This window comes from Sphingomonas sp. SDUR79, from assembly GCF_056821745.1.
Map to the genome: position 1 here is coordinate 2,237,683 of NZ_JBPDIN010000001.1, position 21,520 is coordinate 2,259,202.

At 66.9% G+C, this 21,520-nt stretch carries 22 protein-coding genes; 14 read left to right on the top strand and 8 right to left on the bottom strand.

Annotation, left to right across the window (positions count from 1 at the left end):
• Positions 1-152: 152 nt before the first annotated feature.
• Positions 153-1,148, bottom strand: a complete 996-nt coding sequence (locus tag ACRYLO_RS11165; protein ID WP_482660221.1) for an adenosine kinase — start codon at positions 1,146-1,148, stop codon at positions 153-155.
• Positions 1,149-1,245: 97 nt separating this feature from the next.
• Between ACRYLO_RS11165 and ACRYLO_RS11170 the strand changes: the two genes are divergently transcribed.
• Complete coding sequence (locus ACRYLO_RS11170; RefSeq protein ID WP_482660222.1) at positions 1,246-1,929, top strand: EI24 domain-containing protein; 684 nt, start codon at positions 1,246-1,248, stop codon at positions 1,927-1,929.
• Complete coding sequence (locus tag ACRYLO_RS11175; RefSeq protein WP_482660223.1) at positions 1,926-2,303, top strand: hypothetical protein; 378 nt, start codon at positions 1,926-1,928, stop codon at positions 2,301-2,303. The genes ACRYLO_RS11170 and ACRYLO_RS11175 overlap by 4 nt, the downstream gene beginning before the upstream one ends.
• Positions 2,304-2,404: 101 nt before the next feature.
• Here the strand turns inward: ACRYLO_RS11175 and queG are convergent, their stop codons facing one another.
• Positions 2,405-3,472 carry a tRNA epoxyqueuosine(34) reductase QueG gene (gene queG / locus ACRYLO_RS11180; protein ID WP_482660224.1) on the bottom strand — a complete coding sequence of 356 codons (1,068 nt, stop codon included), beginning with the start codon at positions 3,470-3,472 and terminating at the stop codon, positions 2,405-2,407.
• 41 nt (positions 3,473-3,513) lie between these two features.
• Here queG and ACRYLO_RS11185 point away from each other — a divergent pair, with 41 nt between their 5' ends.
• Positions 3,514-4,440 carry an ABC transporter ATP-binding protein gene (locus tag ACRYLO_RS11185; protein ID WP_482660225.1) on the top strand — a complete coding sequence of 309 codons (927 nt, stop codon included), beginning with the start codon at positions 3,514-3,516 and terminating at the stop codon, positions 4,438-4,440.
• The gene (locus tag ACRYLO_RS11190) at positions 4,437-5,681 is read left to right on the top strand and encodes an ABC transporter permease (protein ID WP_482660226.1); all 1,245 of its coding nucleotides are present in this window, start codon (positions 4,437-4,439) and stop codon (positions 5,679-5,681) included. The genes ACRYLO_RS11185 and ACRYLO_RS11190 overlap by 4 nt, the downstream gene beginning before the upstream one ends.
• A 129-nt stretch (positions 5,682-5,810) precedes the next feature.
• Here the strand turns inward: ACRYLO_RS11190 and ACRYLO_RS11195 are convergent, their stop codons facing one another.
• Positions 5,811-7,589: an ABC-F family ATP-binding cassette domain-containing protein gene (locus ACRYLO_RS11195; RefSeq protein ID WP_482660227.1), complete on the bottom strand. Its 1,779-nt coding sequence runs from the start codon at positions 7,587-7,589 to the stop codon at positions 5,811-5,813.
• Positions 7,590-7,712: 123 nt separating this feature from the next.
• Here ACRYLO_RS11195 and ACRYLO_RS11200 point away from each other — a divergent pair, with 123 nt between their 5' ends.
• From ACRYLO_RS11200 to ACRYLO_RS11210, 3 genes are all read left to right on the top strand, one after another.
• Positions 7,713-8,024, top strand: a complete 312-nt coding sequence (locus tag ACRYLO_RS11200; protein ID WP_482660228.1) for a PepSY domain-containing protein — start codon at positions 7,713-7,715, stop codon at positions 8,022-8,024.
• A 25-nt stretch (positions 8,025-8,049) separates the two neighbouring features.
• Positions 8,050-8,724: a response regulator transcription factor gene (locus tag ACRYLO_RS11205; RefSeq protein WP_294018422.1), complete on the top strand. Its 675-nt coding sequence runs from the start codon at positions 8,050-8,052 to the stop codon at positions 8,722-8,724.
• Between the two features lie 145 nt (positions 8,725-8,869).
• Complete coding sequence (locus ACRYLO_RS11210; protein WP_482661729.1) at positions 8,870-10,177, top strand: sensor histidine kinase; 1,308 nt, start codon at positions 8,870-8,872, stop codon at positions 10,175-10,177.
• A gap of 172 nt (positions 10,178-10,349) precedes the next feature.
• Here the strand turns inward: ACRYLO_RS11210 and ACRYLO_RS11215 are convergent, their stop codons facing one another.
• The gene (locus tag ACRYLO_RS11215; RefSeq protein ID WP_482660229.1) at positions 10,350-10,529 is read right to left on the bottom strand and encodes a hypothetical protein; all 180 of its coding nucleotides are present in this window, start codon (positions 10,527-10,529) and stop codon (positions 10,350-10,352) included.
• A 60-nt stretch (positions 10,530-10,589) separates the two neighbouring features.
• The gene (locus ACRYLO_RS11220; RefSeq protein ID WP_482660230.1) at positions 10,590-11,585 is read right to left on the bottom strand and encodes an LLM class flavin-dependent oxidoreductase; all 996 of its coding nucleotides are present in this window, start codon (positions 11,583-11,585) and stop codon (positions 10,590-10,592) included.
• A gap of 321 nt (positions 11,586-11,906) precedes the next feature.
• On the opposite strand from ACRYLO_RS11220, the gene ACRYLO_RS11225 reads away from it, so the two are divergent.
• Positions 11,907-12,572 carry a pyrimidine 5'-nucleotidase gene (locus tag ACRYLO_RS11225; RefSeq protein WP_482660231.1) on the top strand — a complete coding sequence of 222 codons (666 nt, stop codon included), beginning with the start codon at positions 11,907-11,909 and terminating at the stop codon, positions 12,570-12,572.
• Positions 12,569-13,372, top strand: a complete 804-nt coding sequence (gene dapD, locus ACRYLO_RS11230; protein WP_482660232.1) for a 2,3,4,5-tetrahydropyridine-2,6-dicarboxylate N-succinyltransferase — start codon at positions 12,569-12,571, stop codon at positions 13,370-13,372. The genes ACRYLO_RS11225 and dapD overlap by 4 nt, the downstream gene beginning before the upstream one ends.
• Before the next feature lie 4 nt (positions 13,373-13,376).
• On the opposite strand, the gene ACRYLO_RS11235 is transcribed toward dapD, so the two are convergent.
• Positions 13,377-14,195, bottom strand: coding sequence for a hypothetical protein (locus tag ACRYLO_RS11235; RefSeq protein WP_482660233.1), 819 nt, complete (start codon positions 14,193-14,195; stop codon positions 13,377-13,379).
• 208 nt (positions 14,196-14,403) lie between these two features.
• Here ACRYLO_RS11235 and ACRYLO_RS11240 point away from each other — a divergent pair, with 208 nt between their 5' ends.
• Together ACRYLO_RS11240 and ACRYLO_RS11245 are read left to right on the top strand one after the other, a co-directional pair.
• The gene (locus ACRYLO_RS11240; protein WP_482660234.1) at positions 14,404-15,168 is read left to right on the top strand and encodes a tryptophan 2,3-dioxygenase; all 765 of its coding nucleotides are present in this window, start codon (positions 14,404-14,406) and stop codon (positions 15,166-15,168) included.
• Positions 15,165-16,319, top strand: coding sequence for an aminotransferase class V-fold PLP-dependent enzyme (locus tag ACRYLO_RS11245; protein WP_482660235.1), 1,155 nt, complete (start codon positions 15,165-15,167; stop codon positions 16,317-16,319). The genes ACRYLO_RS11240 and ACRYLO_RS11245 overlap by 4 nt, the downstream gene beginning before the upstream one ends.
• On the opposite strand, the gene ACRYLO_RS11250 is transcribed toward ACRYLO_RS11245, so the two are convergent.
• Positions 16,284-16,724: a CoA-binding protein gene (locus tag ACRYLO_RS11250; protein WP_482660236.1), complete on the bottom strand. Its 441-nt coding sequence runs from the start codon at positions 16,722-16,724 to the stop codon at positions 16,284-16,286. The genes ACRYLO_RS11245 and ACRYLO_RS11250 overlap by 36 nt on opposite strands.
• Before the next feature lie 3 nt (positions 16,725-16,727).
• Entirely contained in the window at positions 16,728-17,690 is a 963-nt protein-coding gene (locus ACRYLO_RS11255) for an Mrp/NBP35 family ATP-binding protein (RefSeq protein ID WP_482660237.1), read from the bottom strand.
• Between the two features lie 71 nt (positions 17,691-17,761).
• On the opposite strand from ACRYLO_RS11255, the gene hflK reads away from it, so the two are divergent.
• The 3 genes from hflK to ACRYLO_RS11270 all read left to right on the top strand — a co-directional run bounded on the left by hflK (position 17,762) and on the right by ACRYLO_RS11270 (position 21,465).
• Positions 17,762-18,931, top strand: a complete 1,170-nt coding sequence (hflK, locus tag ACRYLO_RS11260; protein WP_482660238.1) for a protease modulator HflK — start codon at positions 17,762-17,764, stop codon at positions 18,929-18,931.
• Complete coding sequence (gene hflC, locus ACRYLO_RS11265) at positions 18,928-19,785, top strand: protease modulator HflC (RefSeq protein ID WP_482660239.1); 858 nt, start codon at positions 18,928-18,930, stop codon at positions 19,783-19,785. The genes hflK and hflC overlap by 4 nt, the downstream gene beginning before the upstream one ends.
• A 165-nt stretch (positions 19,786-19,950) precedes the next feature.
• Positions 19,951-21,465 (top strand): Do family serine endopeptidase, encoded by a 1,515-nt coding sequence (locus ACRYLO_RS11270; protein ID WP_482661730.1) that lies wholly within the window; start codon positions 19,951-19,953, stop codon positions 21,463-21,465.
• The last annotated feature ends 55 nt before the right edge of the window (positions 21,466-21,520 follow it).

Sequence of the window (21,520 nt, forward strand, 5' to 3'; positions counted from 1 at the left end):
CCTTTTTTTGTTCTTTCAATCCTCCCCCGCCAGGGGGAGGTGTCAGCGCAGCTGACGGAGGGGGCGGAAGCACTAGGATCGAGAGGACATTGCCGTCCTCCCCCTCCGTCGCCTTCGGCGCCACCTCCCCCTTGCGGGGGAGGATTGTCCGTTCAGCCGAACTTCGCGGCAACCTCCTTAAGGTCGGCCTCGGGCCGCGCGCCATAGTGCGAGATGATCTCCGCCGCGCACGCCGCGCCGAGCTTCAGCGACTTCTCGACGTCCCAGCCCTGCGCCTGGCCGTGCAGGAAGCCGGCGGCGAACAGGTCGCCCGCGCCGGTGGTGTCGACCACCCGCTCGATCGGCTCGGCCGCGACCGCGACGCGTGCGCCGCCCTGGACCGCAATCGCGCCATTCTCACTGCGCGTGACGACGAGCGTGGGCACCTGTGCCGCAACCTGCTCCACCGCCGCGTCGAAATCCTCGACTTGCGCGAGGGCGAGCAGCTCATTCTCGTTCGCGAACAGAATGTCGATCAGCCCTTCGGCGATCAGCGCACGGAAATCGTCGCCATGGCGGCTGATGCAGAACACGTCCGACAGCGTGAAGGCAACCTTGCGGCCTGCGTCGCGCGCGATACCGATCGCGGCGCGCATCGCCTGGCGCGGTTCTTCGGGATCCCACAGATAGCCTTCGAGATACAGGATCGCGCCGCCCGCGATCAGGTCCCGGTCGAGCGCTGCTTCGGGCAGGAACTGCGACGCGCCGAGGAAGGTGTTCATCGTGCGCTGGCCGTCCGGCGTCACGAAGATCAGGCAGCGTGCCGTGGTCGGCTGGCCCGGGCGAACCGCAGTGCCGAAATCGACGCCGGCGGCGCGCAGGTCATGGCCGAACACCTGACCCAGCTGATCGTCGGCGACCTGACCGATGAACGCCGTGCGGCTGCCGAGTGCGGCCATGCCGGCGACGGTGTTCGCCGCCGACCCGCCCGAAACCTCACGGCCCGGCCCCATTTTACCGTAGAGGGCGTCGGCCTCTTCGGGCGAAAACATGAGCTGCATCGAGCCCTTGGCGACGCCGATTTCTTCGATGAAGCTGTCTTCGGCCTGGGCGAGAATGTCGACAATGGCGTTGCCGATCGCGACGACGTCGTGGGTGGGTGTGGTCACTTGTGTCTCCGGGAAGTATATTCCGCGCGCCTATAGCGCCATCCGGCCCGGCGCAACTGCGTTGACTTGGGGGACATCGCCCCGCATCGATGTCCCCATGGTCCAGGCGCTGCTTCTTTCGATCGGCCAGCTGTTCGACAAGCGCATCGTCGCGGTGTTCGCCAAGTCGATGCTGGTGACGCTCGCGATCTTTGGCGCGCTGGGCGCGGCGCTGTGGTTCGGGATCGAGTATCTCGTTGCCACCTATTTTTCCGCCAGCCAGAGCATCGCTAGCCTGGCCGCCGCCACCGCGATTCTGATCGCGCTGCTCGGGGCGTGGCTGTTGTTCCGCGTGGTGGCCATCGCGGTTATCGGCGTGTTTGCGGACGAGGTCGTCCATGCGGTCGAGGCCAAGCATTATCCCGAACGCTTCGCCGCCGCGCGGGACGTCAGCTTTGCGCGCTCGGCGGCGATGGGCGTCAAGTCGGCCGGGCGGGCGATCCTCGCCAATATCGTGTTTTCGCCGGTATATCTGTTGCTGATGGTTACCGGAATCGGGACTCCGATCGCCTTTTTCGTGGTCAACAGCTGGCTGCTCGGCCGTGACCTCGGCGACATGGTCGCGGTGCGGCACATGCCCGCGCAGGACCTGCAGCGCTGGCGGGCGAGCACGCGGCTGGCGCGTTTTGCCACCGGTGCGGCGGGAACCGGGTTGTTCTTCATCCCGTTCGCCAATCTGATCGCGCCGATCGTTGGCGCGGCGATGGCGACGCACATGTTCCACCGGAGAAAAGCCAAGTGAAAGCGATCGCGGCACTGTCCGCCCTGATCCTGCTGTCCGCCTGTGGTGGCGGGGGCGTCATCCCGCCGCCGGGCCGTGCCGCGCCGGTGCCCGTGCCACAGCCGGGCATGGCCGCGCTGACCAGCGTGATCGGGGCGAGCGCGAACGCGCTGACCGCGCAGTTCGGCCGGCCGCTGCTGGACGTAACCGAAGGCAGCGCGCGCAAGTTGCAGTTCGGCAACGGCACCTGTGTGCTCGACGCCTATCTCTACCCGCCCAAGTCCGGGCGCGGGGAGCCGGTAGTGACCTTTGCCGAGACGCGGCAGCGTGACGGGTCGCCGATCGATCAGGCGAGCTGCGCGGCGGCGATCCGGGCGAGCCGTACCGGGCGGTGAATCAATCCTCCCCGGAACGGGGAGGGGGACCGCGCCCGCAGGGCGTGGTGGAGGGGGCCCGAGGCAAGGGGATCCGGTGCCTCGGGCCCCCTCCACCATCGCTATGCGATGGTCCCCCTCCCCGTTCCGGGGAGGATTTTTCGGTACGCCCACTCCGCAGCGTCGCGCACCGCTTCGTCGGGATCTTCCAGCAGCGTTTCGACCGCACCCAGCAACCGCGCATCCCCGCTGTTCCCTGCCGCGATCAGGCAGTTTCGCACCATGCGGTCGCGCCCGATGCGCTTGATCGGGGAGCCGGAGAAGACTTCGCGGAACCCGGTATCGTCGAGCGCGAGCAGGTCGGCGAGTTCGGGCGCGGTCAGCTCGGCGCGCGGGGCGAAGGCGATGTTGCGCGCCGCGGCCTGCGCGAACTTGTTCCACGGGCACACCGCCAGGCAATCGTCGCAGCCATAGATGCGGTTGCCGATCCCTTCGCGAAATTCCTCCGGGATCGGCCCCTTATGCTCGATCGTCAGGTATGAAATGCAGCGCCGGGCATCGAGCGTATAGGGCGAGGGGAACGCGTCGGTCGGACAGGCGCGCTGGCACGCATCGCACGACCCGCAACGGTCGCGGCCGGGCGTGTCGGGGACCAGCTCCAGCGTCGTGTAGATCGCGCCCAAGAACAGCCAGCTGCCATGCTGACGGCTCACCAGATTGGTGTGCTTGCCCTGCCAGCCCAGCCCCGCAGCCTCCGACAGCGGCTTTTCCATCACCGGAGCGGTGTCGACGAACACCTTGAGATCGCAGCCTGCCTCCTGCGCCAGCCAGCGGCCGAGTGCCTTCAGCGCCTTCTTCACGACGTCGTGATAGTCCGCGCCCTGCGCATAGACCGAGATGCGCCCCCGATCCCCCTCCCCCGCCAGCGCGAGCGGGTCGAGCGCGGGGGCGTAGCTCATGCCGAGCGCGATCACGCTGCGCACCTGTGGCCACAGCCCGGCGGGGCTTTCGCGGTGGTGCGCGCGCTCCTCCATCCAGATCATGTCGCCATGGCGGCCCTGTTCCAGCCATTCGCGCAGACGCCTTCCAGCGAGCGGCGCGGCGTCGGCAGACGCGAAGCCACAGGCAGCGAAACCGAGTTCCGTCGCCTTTTCGCGGATAAGGAGTTCGAGTGGCTTGCCTTGCTGCATCACCCCCCGCTACCACGGTAAGCCAAGCGAGGGGATTCCAGTTGCATCACGAATTGGCGGTCACCGCCCAAGGCCTCGTCAAACGCTTCGGCGACCGCCGCGTCGTCGATGGTGTCGATATCGCGGTGCCCAAGGGCATGATCTATGGCGTGCTCGGCCCCAATGGCGCGGGCAAGACCACGACGCTGCGCATGCTGTTGGGTATCATCGAACCCGATGAGGGCGAGCGCACCATGCTGGGCAGCGACCGCCCGCGCGAGATGAGCGACCGGGTCGGATACCTGCCCGAAGAACGCGGCCTGTACCCCAGCATGAAGGCGACGCACGCGATTGCGTTCATGGGCGCGCTGCGCGGGCTCGACTGGAAGACCGGGCGCAAGCGCGCGGTGGAGTTGATGGAGGCGGCGGGACTGGGCCATGCCACCGACCAGAAGATCCGCAAATTGTCCAAGGGCATGGCGCAGCTCGTCCAGCTGCTGGGATCGGTGGTGCATCAGCCTGATCTGCTGGTGCTCGACGAACCCTTTTCCGGCCTCGACCCGGTCAATCAGGAGCGGCTGGAGAAGCTGATTCTGGCCGAGCGCGATCGCGGCGCGACGATCCTGTTTTCCACGCACGTCATGGCGCATGCCGAGCGGCTGTGCGACCGGCTGACGATCATCGCGGGTGGCAAGGTGCGGTTCGAAGGCAGCATGGCCGACGCGCGCGGCACATTGCCGCACAAGGCGCATTATGTGCCGCACCATAATGATGCCGGTATCGCCGCGCTGCTTCCTGCCGACGCTGTTTCCGATAACGCGGGCGGCTGGCGCTTTACCCTGCCCGACGAGGGGATCGAGACGTTGCTGGTCCGGCTGATCGACGCGGGATACGGCATTTCGGGCCTCTCGATCGAGCGCCCGTCGCTGCACGATGTATTCGTCAAGATCGTCGGCGCACAGGCACTGGAAGAGGCAGCAGCGGCATGAACGGATTTTCCCGACTGGTGCGCCAGACGATGACCATCGCGCGCCGCGACTTCGTGGCGACGGTGTTCACCCCCACTTTCCTGCTGTTCCTGCTTGCGCCGCTGATGATGCTGGCATTCGGCACGGTCGGCGGGCTGGGCGCGGCGACGATGGCCAAGAGCGGCGATTCGAAATCGCGCATCGTGTTCATCGCCAGCGGCGAACAGGCGCGGACCGTGGTCGCGATGGACAAGCAGTTGCGCCGCATGTTTTCGGTCGCGACCCAACCCGCCGACCTGATCGTCGAAGCGCCGAGCGCCAATCCGCGCGCGCAGGCCAGGGCGCTGATCGATCGCAAGGGCATCGATACCTATGCGGTGCTCTACGGTCCGCTCGAGCGGCCACAGATCCTGCATGTCGAAAACGGCCCGCGATCGGCCGAATATCTCGCCGAACTGGCAAGCCAGGTGCTGCGCGCCGAGCGTGCGGGGACCAACGCACCGCTGAGCGAAGCGACCAAGACAGTGGTGTCGCGCACCACCACCTCATCGAGTGGCCAGGGTCAGGCGGCGTTCTTCTCCGTGTTCGCGCTGTTCATCGTCTCGCTGATGCTCGCCGGACAGGTCGTCGGCACGATGGCGGAGGAACGGTCGAACAAGGTGATCGAGATCCTTGCCGCCGCCGTGCCGCTGGAAAGCGTGTTCTTTGGCAAGCTGCTCGGCATGTTCGGCGTGGCGCTGCTGTTCCTGCTGTTCTGGGGAACGGTGGTGATCAACCTCGGCGCGAACGCCGCCAGCGTGCTGCCGCCGCGGCTGGCCGCCGGGCTTTCGGATATCGGCCCTGCGGTCGGCCTCGTCCCCTATGGCCTGTTGTTCCTCGCCTATTTTGTGATGGCATATATGCTGCTGGGCGCGGTGTTTCTGGGCCTTGGCGCGCAGGCGAGCACGCAGCGCGAGCTGCAGATGATGTCGCTGCCGATCACGATTTTCCAGGTCGCGATGTTCGGTTTTGCGGCGGTTGCGGCGACGAGCCCGGACAGCTGGGTCGCGACCGCGGCGGAGCTGTTCCCGTTCAGCTCGCCCTTTGCGATGGCGGCGCGCGCGGCCAATTCGCCCGAATTATGGCGGCATTTCGCGGCGCTGGCGTGGCAGGCCTTGTGGGTGGTGATCACCGTGACGATCGCCGCGCGGCTGTTCCGGCGCGGGGTGCTGCAATCGGGGAGCCCGAAGATCCGGCGCAGGAAGGCGGCGGTGGCTGCTTAGAGTCGTTTTCAACAAAGCTGGATCGGCACCGGCCCGCTCCCCCACCCGGCCACCCATAGAATACACTGTCGTTGGATGGCCGGGTGGGGGAGCGGGCCGGTGCCGCCTAACTGAATACGGACTCTAAATTCACCCCAACCCCTCGGCCATCTCCGCCAGCTCCAGCCAGCGCAGCTCTGCCGCGTCCTTTTCGTCGCGCGCCTTGGCGATCGCCGCCATCAGCGCGTCGAACTTCTTCGGGTGCTTCGCATACAGCTCCGGGTCGGCCAGCGCCGCTTCATCGCGCGCAATGGCCGCGTCCAGCTCCTCGATCCGCTTGGGCAGCAGATCGTAATCGCGCTGGTCCTTGTAGGTCAGCTTGGTCCGCGCCTTGGGCGCTTCCGCCACCGGCGCGGTCTTGAGCGCGGCCTTTTTCGACTCGGTCCGCACCTTGCGCTTGGCTTCCCAGTCGGCATAGCCGCCGACCACCATGTCGACCGTGCCCGACCCATCGAGCCCGATCGTCATCGTCACCGTGCGGTCGAGAAAGTCGCGGTCGTGGCTGACGATCAGCACCGTGCCGTCATAATCCGCGATCACTTCCTGCAACAGGTCGAGCGTTTCGAGATCGAGGTCGTTGGTCGGTTCGTCCAGCACCATCAGGTTCGACGGCCGCGCGAATTCGCGCGCAAGCAGCAAGCGCGAGCGCTCGCCCCCGGAGAGCGTCCCGACCTTGGCCTCGACCATCTCCGGCGCGAACAGGAACTCCTTCAGATAGCCATGGATATGCTTGCGCACGCCCAGCACATCGACCCATTCGCCGCCATCGGCGACGACTTCGCGCACCGTCTTGTCGGGCTGCATCCGGCTGCGCTGCTGGTCGATGATGACCGGATCGATCGTCTTTGCCTGCGTCACGGTCCCGGTGTCGGGCGCGATCTCGCCCGTCAGCAGCTTGAGCAGGGTCGACTTGCCCGCGCCATTCTTGCCGACGATGCCGATCCGGTCCTTGCGCGTGATGCGCAGCGTCAGGTCGCGGATGATGGTGCGGTCGCCATAGGCCTTGGACGCGCCCTTGGCGTCGATCACCACCTTGGTCTTCGAATCATCCGCCGCCGTGGTCAGGTTCGCCGCGCCCTGCGGCCCGGTCATCGCCGCACGCTCGGCGCGCATCTCCAGCAGCTTGGTCAGCCGCCCCTGGTTGCGTCGCCGTCGCCCGGTCACACCGCGCTGCAGCCAATGCTCCTCCAGCTTGAGCCTGGCGTCGAGCTTCTCCGCCGCGCGCTGCTCCTCGGCATAGACCTGGTCGGTCCACGCCTCGAACCCGCCGAACCCGACTTCGGCGCGCCGCATCGACCCGCGATCGAGCCACAGGGTCTGCTTCGTCAGCCGTGTCAGGAAGGTGCGGTCGTGGCTGATCACCACGAACGCGCCGCGATAGCGGGTCAGCCATTCCTCCAGCCATTCGATCGCATGGATGTCGAGATGGTTGGTCGGCTCGTCGAGCAGCAGCACGTCCGGGTCCATCGCCAGCGCGCGGGCAATTGCCGCGCGCCGCCGCTCGCCGCCACTCGCGGTCGCCGCCTCGCGCGTCAGGTCGATGCCCAGCTGGTCGGCGATCGCCTCCGCCTCATGCTGCGCCGGCGCGTCGTCGCCCGAGAGGACATAGTCCATCAGCGTGACGCAGCCGGCCATGCGCGGCTCCTGCTCCAGCATCACGACGCGCGTGCCCGGCTGGATCGTCCGGCGGCCCTCGTCGGCATCGACTTGCCCGGCGATCAGCTTGAGCAGGGTCGTCTTGCCCGCGCCGTTGCGCCCGATCAGCGCCAGCCGGTCGCGCGCGCCGATATGGATGTCGAGTTCGCGGAACAACCAGCCCGATCCCTGGATCAGGCCGAGCTTTTCATAGGAGAGGACGGGAGCAGCCATGGCGGGGGCAGGTAGGGCCGCACGCGCCATCGGGCAAGCACGGACCGGTCGGGCAATGCTTACAGCCGCCTTTCGGCCGCATTCACGGGCTGTTCAACGCGGCGGGCCTATGCCATCCCCGTCATGAAGATGTTTGGTGTCCTTTGTCTCGGCGCGTGTCTCGCCGCCGCTGTCCCGGTTCACGCCGCGCCACAGGATCGGCGCAGCGACCAGGAGGCTGCGCGCGAGGGGCGCTTGCAGGGCAAGCTGCTACCGCTGCGCACGATCGAGGCGCGGGTGGTGCCGCAGATGGAGCGCCAGGGCGCGCGTTATCTCGGCTTTGACTTCGATTCGGGAACCGGCATTTACACGCTGAAGTTCCTGCGCAATGGAAATGTCATCTGGATCGATGTCGACGGCCGCACCGGTCAGGTGATGAGCCGTTCGGGCGGCTGACCCGGCGCTAAAGAGGGAAACACCGATGCGCGTTCTGATCGTCGAGGACGAACCCAATCTCCGCAACCAGCTCCAGTCCACGCTCGAAGGCGCGGGCTATGCGGTCGATACCGCCAGCGATGGCGAGGAAGGCCATTATCTCGGCTCGACCGAAGCCTATGACGCGATCGTGCTCGACCTCGGCCTGCCCGAGGTGGACGGGCTGACCGTGCTGGACCGCTGGCGCAAGGAGGGCAAGGTGACGCCCGTCCTGGTGCTCACCGCGCGCGACAGCTGGTCGGACAAGGTCGCCGGGCTCGACGCGGGCGCGGATGATTATGTTGCCAAGCCCTTCCAGTCGGAAGAGCTGATCGCCCGCCTGCGCGCCCTCATCCGTCGTGCATCGGGCAATGCCAGCGCCGAGCTGATCGCGGGCGACATCCGCCTCGACACGCGCTCGGGCAAGGTGACCAAGGCGGGCGAGCCGGTGAAGCTGACCGCACAGGAATATAAGCTGCTGTCCTATCTCCTTCACCACAAGGGCAAGGTGGTCAGCCGTACCGAGCTGATCGAACATATTTACGATCAGGATTTCGATCGCGACTCGAACACGATCGAGGTGTTCGTGACGCGCATCCGCAAGAAACTGGGTGCCGACGTCATCACCACCATCCGTGGCCTTGGCTACAGCCTCGAAGAACCGGCGGAGGCCGGTGCCTGAGACCGCATTTGGCCTGACGCTGTCGCGATCCTTTCCGTTCGTGCGTCGCACGCCGGTGGAGGACGTGGCGGCGCCGGTCGAGACGCGCCCGGGCGACCCCGCGCCGCGCAGCTACACGCCCAGTACCGGATCTCTCAGCCGCCGCATGATCCTGATCGCGGCGGCGTGGATATCCCTGCTGCTGGTGGGCGGCGGCTTTGCGCTCGATCGGGTGTTGACCGGCGCGGTCACCCGCAATTTCGACGACGGCCTCGAATATCTGCTCGACGCGCTGATCGTCTCGGCCGAGCTGGATGCGGAGGGCAAGGTCGCGTTCAACCGCCAGCTTTCGGACCAGCGCTTCCTCGAACCCTATTCAGGGCTCTACTGGCAGGTGTCGGGGCCCGGCTTTGAGCCATTCCCGTCACGTTCGCTATGGGACCGTCGCCTCGCCACCGGACAGCCGCACGACGACCTCGACCTGCATTCCTATGATTCAACCCAAATGGATCAGAAGTTGCGCGTGGTGGAACGCGACGTGCGCCTTCCCGGATCGCAGGTCCGCTGGCGGTTCCAGGTCGCGCAGACCCGCGACGTGCTCGATGCGCAGATCGCGGCATTGCGCAAGACCCTCGTGCGCAGCTTTCTCCTCCTCGCCGCCGGGCTGATCGCGATGGCGGCGCTGCAAACCTGGTACGGCCTGCTCCCGCTGCGCAAGCTGCGCATCGCCATCCAGAAGCTGCGCACCGGGGAGACGCCCCGGATCGACGGCGCGATGCCCGCCGAAGTCGCGCCGTTGGTGGAGGAATTGAACGGTCTCGTCGCGCATAATGACCGCCAGGCCGAGGAAGCGCGCCGCCATGCCGGCAACCTTGCCCATGCGCTCAAGACGCCGCTGACCGTCATTATGAACGCCGCGACCGCACAATCCGACGACCTGCCCACCACCGTGGTGCGCGAGGCGCGGACGATGCGTCGTCAGGTCGACCATCACCTCGCCCGCGCCCGCGCGGTCGGGCGGCGTGGCAGCGCACACAGCCGCGCGCCCGTCTGGCCCAGCGTCGAATCGGTCGAGCGCGCGGTCGCCCGCCTCTACCCCCATGTCCGCATCGACACCGACGGGCCCAAGGACCTGGTCGCGCATATCGAGCGTCAGGACCTTGACGAGATCATGGGCAACCTCGTCGAAAACGCCGCCAAATATGGCGGAGGCAGCGTGTTCATCACCGTGCGGATCGAGGCGGGATTCGTCGAAATTCTGGTCGAGGACGACGGCACCGGCATTCCCGAACCCGACCGCATCCGCATCTTCGACCGCGGCGTCCGGCTCGATACCGGCAAGCCCGGCACTGGCCTTGGCCTCGCCATCGTCCGCGACGTGGCAGAGATTTACGACGGTACGGTCACGCTCGAGGAAAGCGAAGATCTGGGCGGGCTGATGGTGCGCCTGCGGCTGCCAGCGGCGGCGGCATAGCCCTATCCTCCCCCGCCAGGGGGAGGTGGCATGCGCAGCATGACGGAGGGGGAGGAAGCACGACGGTCGAGAGGGCACTGCCGTCCTCCCCCTCCGTCGCCTTCGGCGACACCTCCCCCTGGCGGGGGAGGATATGAACAGGTCGCGCAGCTACTAGGAATAGCGAGCCGCCCTACCCCATAACTCCGGAAAACCGCCATCGCCCGGTGACCGGGCTCAGCACCAGATCGCATCCGCAATCCCGGCACTGGGTCTCGAACTCGCCCCGGCCGGGGCGGTCGCGGCGGCGCGGGCGGTGGATGCCGAGATGGCACCGGACGCCGGGACGCGCGGACGGGGTTGACGCGGTCATCGTCAGTCTCCTGTTCCGGCCCCTGTCAGTCGCCGTCCTGACCATCAATTCAGGCGGGATTCAGGCGGCGAGATGGCGCATCGCGGCGGCCGCAATCGACAGGCTTTTCCGGCGTGCCGCCGGGTCGAAGATCGAGCTGGTCAGCATCACTTCATCCACGCCGGTCCGCGCGACAAACCGCTCAAGACCGGCCCGGATCGCGTCCGGCCCACCGATCGCGGTGCACTCCAGCACATGGTCGAGCATCGCCCGCGCCTGGGGCGGCAGGCTGTCGCGATAGCCCGGCACCGGCGGCGGCAGCGGCACGCCCGTGCCGGTGGTGCGCAAGGCGACAAAGGCCTGCTGCATCGAACTGGCGAGCAGCTCTGCCTCGGCATCGTCATCGGCCGCAAACACATTGAACCCGGCCATCGCATAGGGCTGGTCGAGCACCGCCGAGGGGCGGAACTGTCGCCGATACACCTCCAGCGCCTCGTCCAGCGCGCCGGGCGCGAAGTGCGAGGCAAAGGCATAGGGCAGTCCCAGCGCGGCGGCGAGCTGCGCGCCATACAGGCTCGACCCGAGGATCCACAACTCCGGCTTCGCACCACCGCCCGGCACCGCGCGAATGCCGGTCTGGCCATCATCGGCGAAATAGCTTTGCAGCTCCATCACATCGCGGGGAAACCCGTCCGGGCTGCTCTCCAGCGTGCGCCGCAATGCCCGCGCCACCGTCATGTCGCTTCCCGGCGCACGCCCCAGCCCCAGGTCGATCCGCCCCGGAAACAGCGCGTCGAGCGTGCCGAACTGTTCGGCGATCACCAGTGGCGCATGGTTGGGCAACATGATCCCGCCCGCGCCGATACGGATGGTCGATGTCGCCGCACCGACATGCGCGATGACCACCGCCGTCGCCGCGCTGGCGATCCCCGCCATGCCATGATGTTCGGCCACCCAATAGCGCGAAAACCCTTCGGCCTCGGCATGCCGCGCCAGATCGGCGGCGTTGGCAAAGGACTGGCTGGCGGTTCCGCCCTCAAGGATCGGGACGAGGTCGAGCAGGGAATAGGCTGTCATGGCCGGAAGATGGGAAGGCCGGTTGCGTTTTGCTACTCAAGATGGACTACCCGTCCGCCAACAATTCCTCCCCTGCGCAGCAGGGGAGGGGGACCGCGCGCGAAGCGAGTGGTGGAGGGGCGGCTGCGCAGACAGCCGTAAGCAGCTCGGCAAAATTCCGCCCTCTGCGGGGCGGCCCCTCCGTCATCGCTGCGCGATGCCACCTCCCCCAGCGAGCTGGGGGAGGGATAAGCCGCACGGCCCTTCGCGCCTTCGTGCCTTTGTGCGAACCCAACTTTCTCCTTCTTCCCCTCCGCCCCCATCCCCCCTAAACGCCCCGCCATGCGCTCCGACCTTGCCCATATCGACGCCTGGTTGTTCGACCTCGACAACACGCTCTATCCGGGCAGCGCCGACCTGTTTCCGCAGATGAATGCGCGCATCGGCGCCTATGTCGCGCGGCTGCTGAACCTCGATCCCGACGCCGCGCATCGGGTGCAGAAGGACTATTTCATCAGCCACGGCACCACGCTCGCCGGGCTGATGGCCGATCATGGCGTCGATCCGTACGAATATCTCGCGGACGTCCATGACATCGAAATCGACATCCTCGAGCACAACGCCCCGCTCGCCGCCGCAATCGCAAAGCTGCCGGGGCGAAAGCTCGTCTTCACCAACGCCGACGCGCCCTATGCCGAGAAGGTGCTCGACCGGCTCGGCGTCCGTGAACATTTCGAGGCGATCCACGACGTCCATGCCAGCAGCTACCACCCCAAGCCGCACCCGCACGCCTATGCCAGCGTGTGCGAGGCGTATCGCATCGACCCGAAGCGCGCGCTGTTCGTCGAAGACATGGCGCGCAACCTCGCCCCGGCCAAGGCGATCGGCATGACCACCGTCTGGGTCGACAATGGCTCCGAACAGGCCCCCGATGCCGATCGCAGCTTCATCGACCATATCACCCACGACATTTGCCACTGGCTCGAAACCATTCAGGAGCATCCATGACCGACCTCGCCGCCACGATCGACGCCGCCTGGGAAGACCGCGCCAACATCTCGCTCGCCACGACCGGCGCAGTGCGGGAGGCAGTGGCCGAGGCGCTGAACCTGCTCGACAGCGGCGCCGCGCGCGTTGCCGAGCCGGTCGACGGCGGCTGGCAGGTCAACCAATGGCTCAAGAAGGCGGTTCTCCTCTCCTTCCGCCTTAACGACAATGCGGTCGGCCATGGCGGCTTCGACAAGGTGCCGCTCAAGACCGCCGGCTGGGACGATGCCGCCTTTCGCGCCGCGGGCTTCCGCCAGGTGCCGGGCAGCGTCGTGCGTCACGGCGCGCATATCGGGCGCAACGTCGTGCTGATGCCGAGCTTCGTGAACATCGGCGCGTATGTCGGTGAGGGCACGATGGTCGACACCTGGGCCACCGTCGGCAGCTGCGCGCAGATCGGCAAGAACGTCCATCTCTCGGGCGGCGTCGGCATCGGCGGCGTGCTCGAACCGCTTCAGGCCGATCCGGTGATCATCGGCGACGGCGCCTTCATCGGCGCCCGCGCCGAAGTGGCCGAAGGCGTCCGCGTCGGCGAGGGCGCGGTCCTCTCGATGGGCGTCTATTTGGGCGCGAGCACCAAGATCGTCGACCGCGCCACCGGCCACATCTACCGCGGCGAAGTGCCCCCCTATGCCGTCGTCGTCCCCGGCACCCTTCCCGGCACGGACGGCGGCCCCGGCCTCTATTGCGCGGTCATCGTCAAGACGGTCGACGCCCAGACCCGCAGCAAGACCGGGATCAACGAACTGCTGCGCGACTAGAGGACTACTCCCCCTTCCCGCGCCGAAACGAGGTCGGGTGGTGGAAGCCATGCTTGGCGATCTTCACCCGATCATCGCCGATCTCGACCGTCTTGGGACCAGCGGCGGCCAGCACGCCGCCTACCCACATCGCGATCTCCTGATGGGCAGTGAACGGGTCGATCGCCTTTGCAAATTCCATTGCTGAAAGCGACGGCTGATCGACCGCCCAGTCCAGATGCTCCTGTTCCGGGCCGGGGATATAGGGCGCATCGGGATTTTGACTGGCGATCGTGACACCGGCCGCCACCACCGCCTCGCGCACGGTGCCCGTCAGCGGCTCCGGATCGAACCATCGGCTCAGCGGGATCATGCGGTCGGGATAATTGATGGTCTGGCGCCGGATATTGCTCGTCTCGCGTCGCTCGCGCTCGGACTCCTCGCCTTGGTGAAGCGCCAAACCGTGTTTGTGCGCAAACGCGGTGATCGCGTCGTATGTCCAGAACCAGCGCGCATCCTCGGTGGGGCGGCCGCGCGCCAGCCGGATACCGTGGTATAGCGCACCACAGAATAGTACGCGCGCCGCGTCCTGAACATGCCGCGCGCCGTCGATCTCGACATCGCTGAGCGGACGATATCGGGTCAGCGCCCGCTGGCGCGCCGCCGCCGTGTCCGGTTCTGCGGGGACCAGCCCGCCCGCGCACGATCTGAGCGGCACGCGCAGCGCTCCGTGGATCTCGGCACTGGCCAGCCCGCGCGTGCCGTTGCGCATGAAGGTGACCGAGTCGTCCTGTCCCCAGGCTGCGCCTGCGTCATAATAGTCCTTGCCGCCGACAATCCGCATCGCGCGATCTTCGCGTTTGGGGCGGTCAGGTCAACCCGGCTCACCTGACGCTTTCCGACGCGCGATTTCAAAGGCCATTTCCTACAGACCCTCGCCTGGGGTAGTCGTTTCCCATGCAACCAACCCCCGCCCCCGCACCGGCTGACACCGCCCTTACACACGCATTTTTTGTCAGCATTGTCGTCAGTTTTGCCGCAGGGTCACCGGCATGACCGAACCGATGACCTATGGGCGCTACCTCGCGCTCGACCAGCTGCTGACCGCGCAGCATCCGATTTCGGAGGAGCATGACGAGCTGCTGTTCATCGTCATCCACCAGACCAAGGAACTCTGGCTCAAGCAGATGATCGCCGAGCTGGAGGTCGCGCTCGACCTTGTTCGCGGCGATCGGCTGGTTGAGGCGTATAAGGGCCTTGCGCGGGTCAGCCGGATTCAGGCGGTGATGACGCTGTCGTGGGAAATCCTGACCACGATGACGCCGAGCGATTATACCCGCTTCCGCGACGTGCTGGGGACGAGCAGCGGGTTCCAGTCGGACCAGTTTCGCGCCGTCGAAACGATGCTGGGGCTGCGCGGCGGCGGGGTTCCGGGGCCGCTGACCGAGCTTTATGGCGCCGCGCCGAGCCTGTGGGACGAGGCAAATGCCGCGCTCGCCCGCGCCGGGTTCGACCTGCCCGAGACGGCGCTAAACCGCGACTGGGCCAAGCCTTATGAGGCCGACCCGCAGGTCGAGGCGGCGTGGACGCAAGTCTATCGTGCGCCGGGCACGCATTGGGAGCTGTACCAGCTCGCCGAGAAACTGGTCGATATTGACGACGCGCTGGCGACGTGGCGGCACAAGCATGTGCTGACCGTCACCCGCGTCATCGGCATGAAGCCGGGCACCGGCGGCACCCCCGGCGCGTCCTACCTTCAGTCCACCCTGACCAAGCGCGCCTTCCCGGAACTCTGGACGCTGCGGACGTTGCTGTGACCTCTTACAAGCATCTCTTCCAGCGCTCGCTTGCCGCAGCGCCGGACCGGCTCCACTTCGCCGCGCACAGCCACCATCTGTGGCCCGACGCATCGTTCGTCGGCCATCAGGCGGGATGGCAGGACGCCGCGCGGCTCGCCGACCGCAAATGGGATCGGGTGATGGGCGAGATCTGGCCCGCCGCGCAGGCGCATGTCGCTGCCGAACTCAGGCTGCCCGACCCGTCGTCGGTGACCTTCGCAGGCAACACCCACGACCTGATCCTGCGCATCGTCTCTGCCCGCAGCGAACGCCCCCTGCGTGTCCTCGCCAGCGACGGCGAGTTTCATAGTTTCCGCCGTCAGGCCCAGCGCTGGATCGAAAGCGGCCGGATCACGCTCGACACGGTGGCGCGCGGGCCCGATTTCGACGCCCGCTTCCTCGCGGCCGCGCGCAGCGGCACCCACGACCTGATCTTCGTCAGCCAGGTGATGTTCGAAACCGGCGCGGTGTTCGGCGCAATCGCCGATCTCGCCGCGCTCGCCGCGCCCAACGGCCCGTGGGTCGTCGTCGACGGCTATCACGGCTTCATGGCGATGGAGACCGACCTGTCGGCAGTCGCCGACCGCATCTTCTACACCGCTGGCGGCTATAAATATGCGATGGCGGGCGAAGGCGTCGCCTTTCTCCACTGCCCGCCGGGCTTCGGGCCGCGCCCCGAAATCACCGGCTGGTATGCCGAATTCGCCGATCTCGAAGCCCCGCCGCCGGGCCGGATCGGCTATGCCGCCGATGCGATGCGGTTCATGGGTTCGACCTTCGACCCCAGCGGCCTCTACCGGTTCGTCGCCATCCGCGACATGCTGGCCGAGGAGGGGCTGACCACCGCCGCGATCAACGCACATATCGCGCCGTTGCGCGAACAGCTCCTCGCCAGCCTGGACGGGACGCCACTCGCTGAAGCCGAACTGCTCAACCCCGGCAGCGATCCGCGCGCGCGGTTCCTTGCGCTGCGTTCACCGCACGCACCGGCATGGAAAGAGAAGCTGATGGAGCAGGACATCATCACCGATGTGCGCGGCGTTGTGCTGCGGATCGGCTTCGGGCTCTATCACGACGCCCGCGACGTCGATCGACTAGTCGCCACCCTGCGCGATCTTGGCGACGCCTAGCCGGGGAATCTCGATCGCCGGGCAGCGGTCCATCACCACCGTCAGCCCCGCCGCCTCGGCCCGCGCGGCGGCCTCTTCGTTGATCACGCCAAGCTGCATCCACACCGCCTTGGCCCCGACCGCAATCGCCTCATCCACCGCCTCGCCAGCGGCCAGCGGGCGCCGGAAGATATCGACGATGTCGATCGGCTCGCCGATCTGGGCCAGCTCGCGGAACACGAACTCGCCGTGCAGATGCTCGCCGGTGATCTGCGGATTGATCGGGATGACGCGATAGCCATGCTCCTGCAGCATCGCCATCACGCGGTAGCTCGGACGATCCGGCCGGTCGCTCGCCCCGACCAGAGCAATGGTCCGCGCCCCTTCGAGCAGCGCCTTGATATCGGCATCATCGGTCAACGGCATGGCTCAGCCTTTCTGGGTGTCGAGCCAGGCAAACACCTTCCCGGCCACCTCAGCAAACGCCGCGCCCTCGCCCCCGTTCCCGGCAGCCGGGGGCGTGCCTGCATCCGACGCCGTGCGAATCGCAATGTCGAGCGGGATGCGCCCAAGGAACGGCACACCCAGCCGCTCCGCCGCCGCCTCCGCCCCGCCGCGTCCGAACGGGTCCGACACCTCGCCGCAATGCGGGCAGGCATAGCCCGCCATATTCTCGACGATCCCGATCACCGGGATGCCCGCCTTGGCGAACAGGTCGATCGCCCGCGTCGCGTCGATCAGCGCCAGATCCTGCGGGGTCGAAACGATCACCGCGCCGGTCGGGCGATGCTTCTGGATCATCGTCAGCTGCACGTCTCCGGTACCGGGCGGCAGGTCGAGCACCAGCGTATCCGCCGCGCCCCAGTTCGCATCGACCAGCTGGGTCAGCGCGCCGGCCGCCATCGGCCCGCGCCAGGCAATCGCCTGCCCCTCCTCGACCAACCCGCCCATCGACAGCATCGGCACGCCATAGGCGGTGGCGAGCGGGACAAGCTTCTTGTCATGCGCGACCGGCTTGCGCCCCTCGACGCCCATCAGCTTGGGCTGCGAGGGACCATAAATATCGGCATCGACCAGCCCGACCTTCCGCCCCGCCCGCGCCAGCGCGATGGCGAGATTGGCCGAGACGGTGGATTTCCCCACCCCGCCCTTCCCGCTCGCCACCGCGATCAGGCGGCGGGTCACCCGCTGTGCCGTTCGCGCGATTCGCACCTCGTCGATTCCCGGCACGCTCGCCGCCGCACGCAGATCGGCTTCGAGCGCGTCCTGCGCCCCCTCCGGCAATCCGGTCACGTCGAGGATGATGCTGGCACGCGCGCCCTCCACCCGCACGGTGGCGCGCCCGGCGGCGATGGGTGCAAGGATGGCCTGGAGTTCGCTCTGATCGATCATGCCGCGCGACATAGGACGGGTTTCGACCAGTGCCACTGTAAATCCGCCGCGCGGTCCCTATAAAGGCTGATATGGCGAGACTGAATGGCTGGATTGCACGCGTAACCGGAATCGGCGGCGTGCTGTGGAATGAGAACAAGGGCCCCTGGGGCGGCGGGAGCGGAGGCGACGACAAGGGCGGCGCTGACGGCGGCAATGGCGGCGGCCCGCGCAACCCCTGGGCGTTTCCGCCCGAGGGCAAACGCGGCGGCAAATCCAATGTCAGCAGCCTCGACGATTTCCTGAAGCGCGCGCGCAAGGGCGGTGGCGGCGGAAGCGGCGGCGGTGGCGGTCGCGGCGGCCTGCCCACCGGCATGCCGAGCCGCCCCGTGGTGCTGGTCGCGACCGGCCTGCTCGTGCTTGCCTGGATCGCGTTTACCAGCGTCCATGTCATCACCCCCGAACAGCGCGGCGTGGTGAAGCTGCTCGGCCGTTATTCCTACACGATGGACCCGGGCATCGGCATGACCATGCCCGCCCCGATCGCGACCGTGGAAAAGGTCAACGTCCAGAAGATCACCAATGAGGATTTCCCGCAGGGCAATGGCGAGAATCTGATGCTGACCCAGGATCAGAACATCGTCGATCTGGCCTATGCGGTCCGCTGGGACATCGCCAATCCGGAGGACTTCGTCTTCCAGATCGCCGAGCCGACCACGACCGTGCGCGCGACCGCGGAAAGCGCGATGCGCGCGGCCGTGGCCAGTGTCACGCTCAATCAGGCGATCGGCCCGGGCCGCACCGTGATCGAGGCGCGCGTGCAGCAGACGATGCAGGCGATCCTCGACGAATATAATTCGGGCGTCCGCGTGCGCGGCGTTTCGATCAAGAACGCATCGGCCCCGGCGGCCGTCGACGAGGCCTTCAAGCAGGTCACCGCGGCGCAACAGGCGGCCGAGGGCGACCGCAACCAGGCGCGCGCCTATGCCCAGCAGACGCTCGCACGCGCGCAGGGCGCCGCGACCGAGTTCGACAAAATCTACGAGCAGTACAGGCTCGCCCCCGAAGTCACCCGCCGCCGTATCTATTATGAAACCATGGAGGCGGTGCTGGCCAAGTCCAACAAGACCGTGATCGAGACGCGCGGCGTGACGCCCTATCTTCCGCTTCCGGTGGCACGCGGCAATCCCGCTCAGCCACAGGTTCAGCAAGGTCAGGCACAACCTGCCCAGCAAGCCCAGCAGCAGGGAGGCGCACAGTGAACGCCATCGTCAACCGCCCCATCCTGTTCGGCGGGCTCGCCCTCGCGCTGCTGTTCGTGCTCCTCAACACCGTGTTCGTGGTGGACGAGACCAAGCAGGCGGTGATCCTGCAGCTGGAACAGCCGATCCGCACGATCAACAAATATCAGCCGGGCGAACAGTTCGGCCGCAACACCGGTGCCGGGATCAAGGTCAAAGTGCCGTTCATCCAACGCGTCGTGTGGGTCGACAAGCGCGTGCTCGACATCGAGCTGGAGAACCAACCGGTGCTGTCGACCGATCAGCTGCGGCTGGAGGTCGATGCCTTTGCCCGCTTCCGCGTCGTCGATCCGCTGCGCATGGTGGTGACGGCCGGAACCGAACGGCGCGTCGCCGATCAGCTTCAGCCGCTGTTCGGGTCGGCCCTGCGCGCCGAGCTCGGCAAGCGCACCTTTGCCTCGCTGCTCACGCCTGAGCGGACCGCAGTCATGGACAATATCCAGGCCGGTCTGCAGCGCTATGCCAGCCAGTATGGCGTCGAGATCGTCGACGTCCGCATCAAGCAGGCCAATTTGCCCGAAGGCAGCCCGCTGCAATCGGCGCTCAACCGCATGGCCACTGCGCGTCAGCAGGAGGCAACGACGATCCGTGCCAACGGTCAGAAGGACGCCACCGTGATCCGCGCGGAGGCCGACGCGCGGGCCGCGCAAATCTATGCTGCAGCGTTCAACAAAGACCCGCAATTCTATGATTTCTGGCGCGCGATGCAGTCGTACAAGACGACCTTCCTCAGCTCGGACGCTACGGGCGAAACGTCGATCATCCTGTCGCCGGACAATGATTATCTGCGCGAGTTCCGGGGCCAGAGCCGATAGGCTCTGGTCGCGAAGTGTCAGAAACGATCCGGACCCCAACGGCTGTCGGTTCGTTCATATTCAATCGCCGTTCAGCTCTTTCAGGCGAGTAATATACCGATGACCGACACGCTGCCCGGCAAGGGCCTCAACTCCAAGGGCCAGATGACCAAAGGAACCACCCCCGTGCGCTATGCCTATGCGATCACTTCCGCGCTCCTGATCGGCGGTGCGAGCGCCGCGCTGGTGATGCAGAATCCGGCCGGCGCGCAGACCGCGCAGAACGAACCCGGTGCGATCCAGGCCGCAGCGCCGCGTGCCGGCGCGCCGATGAGCTTTGCCGACATGGTCGCGAAGCTTCAGCCCGCCGTCGTCAACATCTCGACGACGCAACGCGTGCAGGTCCAGACGAACCCGTTCGCCGGCACGCCGTTCGGCGACCTGTTCGGTGGGCAGCAGGGCGGTGGTGGCCGTCCGGTCACCCGTCAGGCCGAATCGCTCGGCTCAGGCTTCCTGATCTCGGCCGATGGCTATGTCGTCACGAACAATCACGTGATTTCGGCGGGGCAGCGCGGCGCAGTGGTCGAATCGATCAAGGTGACGCTGGCCGACCGCCGCGAATATACCGCCAAGCTGATTGGCCGCGATCCCGCGACCGACCTGGCCGTGCTCAAGATCGAAGGGACCAACCTGCCCTTCGTCCGGCTGGGCGATTCGAACCAGTCGCGCGTCGGCGACTGGGTGATCGCGATCGGCAACCCCTATGGGCTGGGCGGCTCGGTTACCGCCGGGATCATCTCGGCACTCAGCCGCGCGACCGGACAGGGCGGCCCGCTGGACCGGTTCATTCAGACCGATGCGTCGATCAACCGCGGCAATTCCGGCGGCCCGTTGTTCGACCTCAGCGGCAACGTCATCGGCATCAATTCGCAGATTCTGTCGCCGACCGGCGGCAATGTCGGCATCGGCTTTGCCATTCCGTCGTCGGAAGCCAAGCCGATCATCGACACGTTGATGAAGGGCAGCAGCGTCGAGCGCGGCTATCTCGGCGTCGGCATCCAGCCGCTGACCGACGATCTGGCCAAGTCGTTCGGCGTGCCCAAGGGCAAGGGCGAACTGATCAGCCGCGTCGAACCGGGTGAAGCCGCAGCCAAGGGCGGGATCAAGCAGGGCGACGTCATCGTCAAGATCGATGGCAAGGACGTGACCCCCGATCAGACGCTGTCCTACCTGGCTGCACGCGTGGCCCCCGGCACGCGCATCCCGATCGAGCTGATCCGCGATGGCAAGCCTCTGACGGTCCAGGTCACGGTCGGCAAGCGTCCGCCCGAAGAGCAGATCGGCGGATTCGATCCCGATGCGGACGAAGGGGCGCCGAGCGGCGATGAGGCGGCGCAGGGTCCTGCTTCGCTCGGCATCAGCGTCACCGCCCTCACGCCTCAGATCGCCCGCACCATCGGCGTCGATCCGGCGACCAAGGGCGTGGTGATCGTCGGCGTCGATCCGGCGAGCGATGCAGCGCAGAAGCAGCTGACCCGCGGTCTCGTCATTACCTCGGTCAACCGTCAGCCGATCGAGACGCCGGCCGACTTTGCCCGCCTGGTCAATGCGGCCAAGGCGTCGGGTGCTGAATCGGTCGTGCTCTACATCATGGCACGCGGCGGTGTCGGCACCTTCCGCTCGGTCGATTTCGCCCGCTGATAGGGGCTGGCCTGACGCAATATTCTCCCTAATGCTGCGCTCCTGACCATTGGGA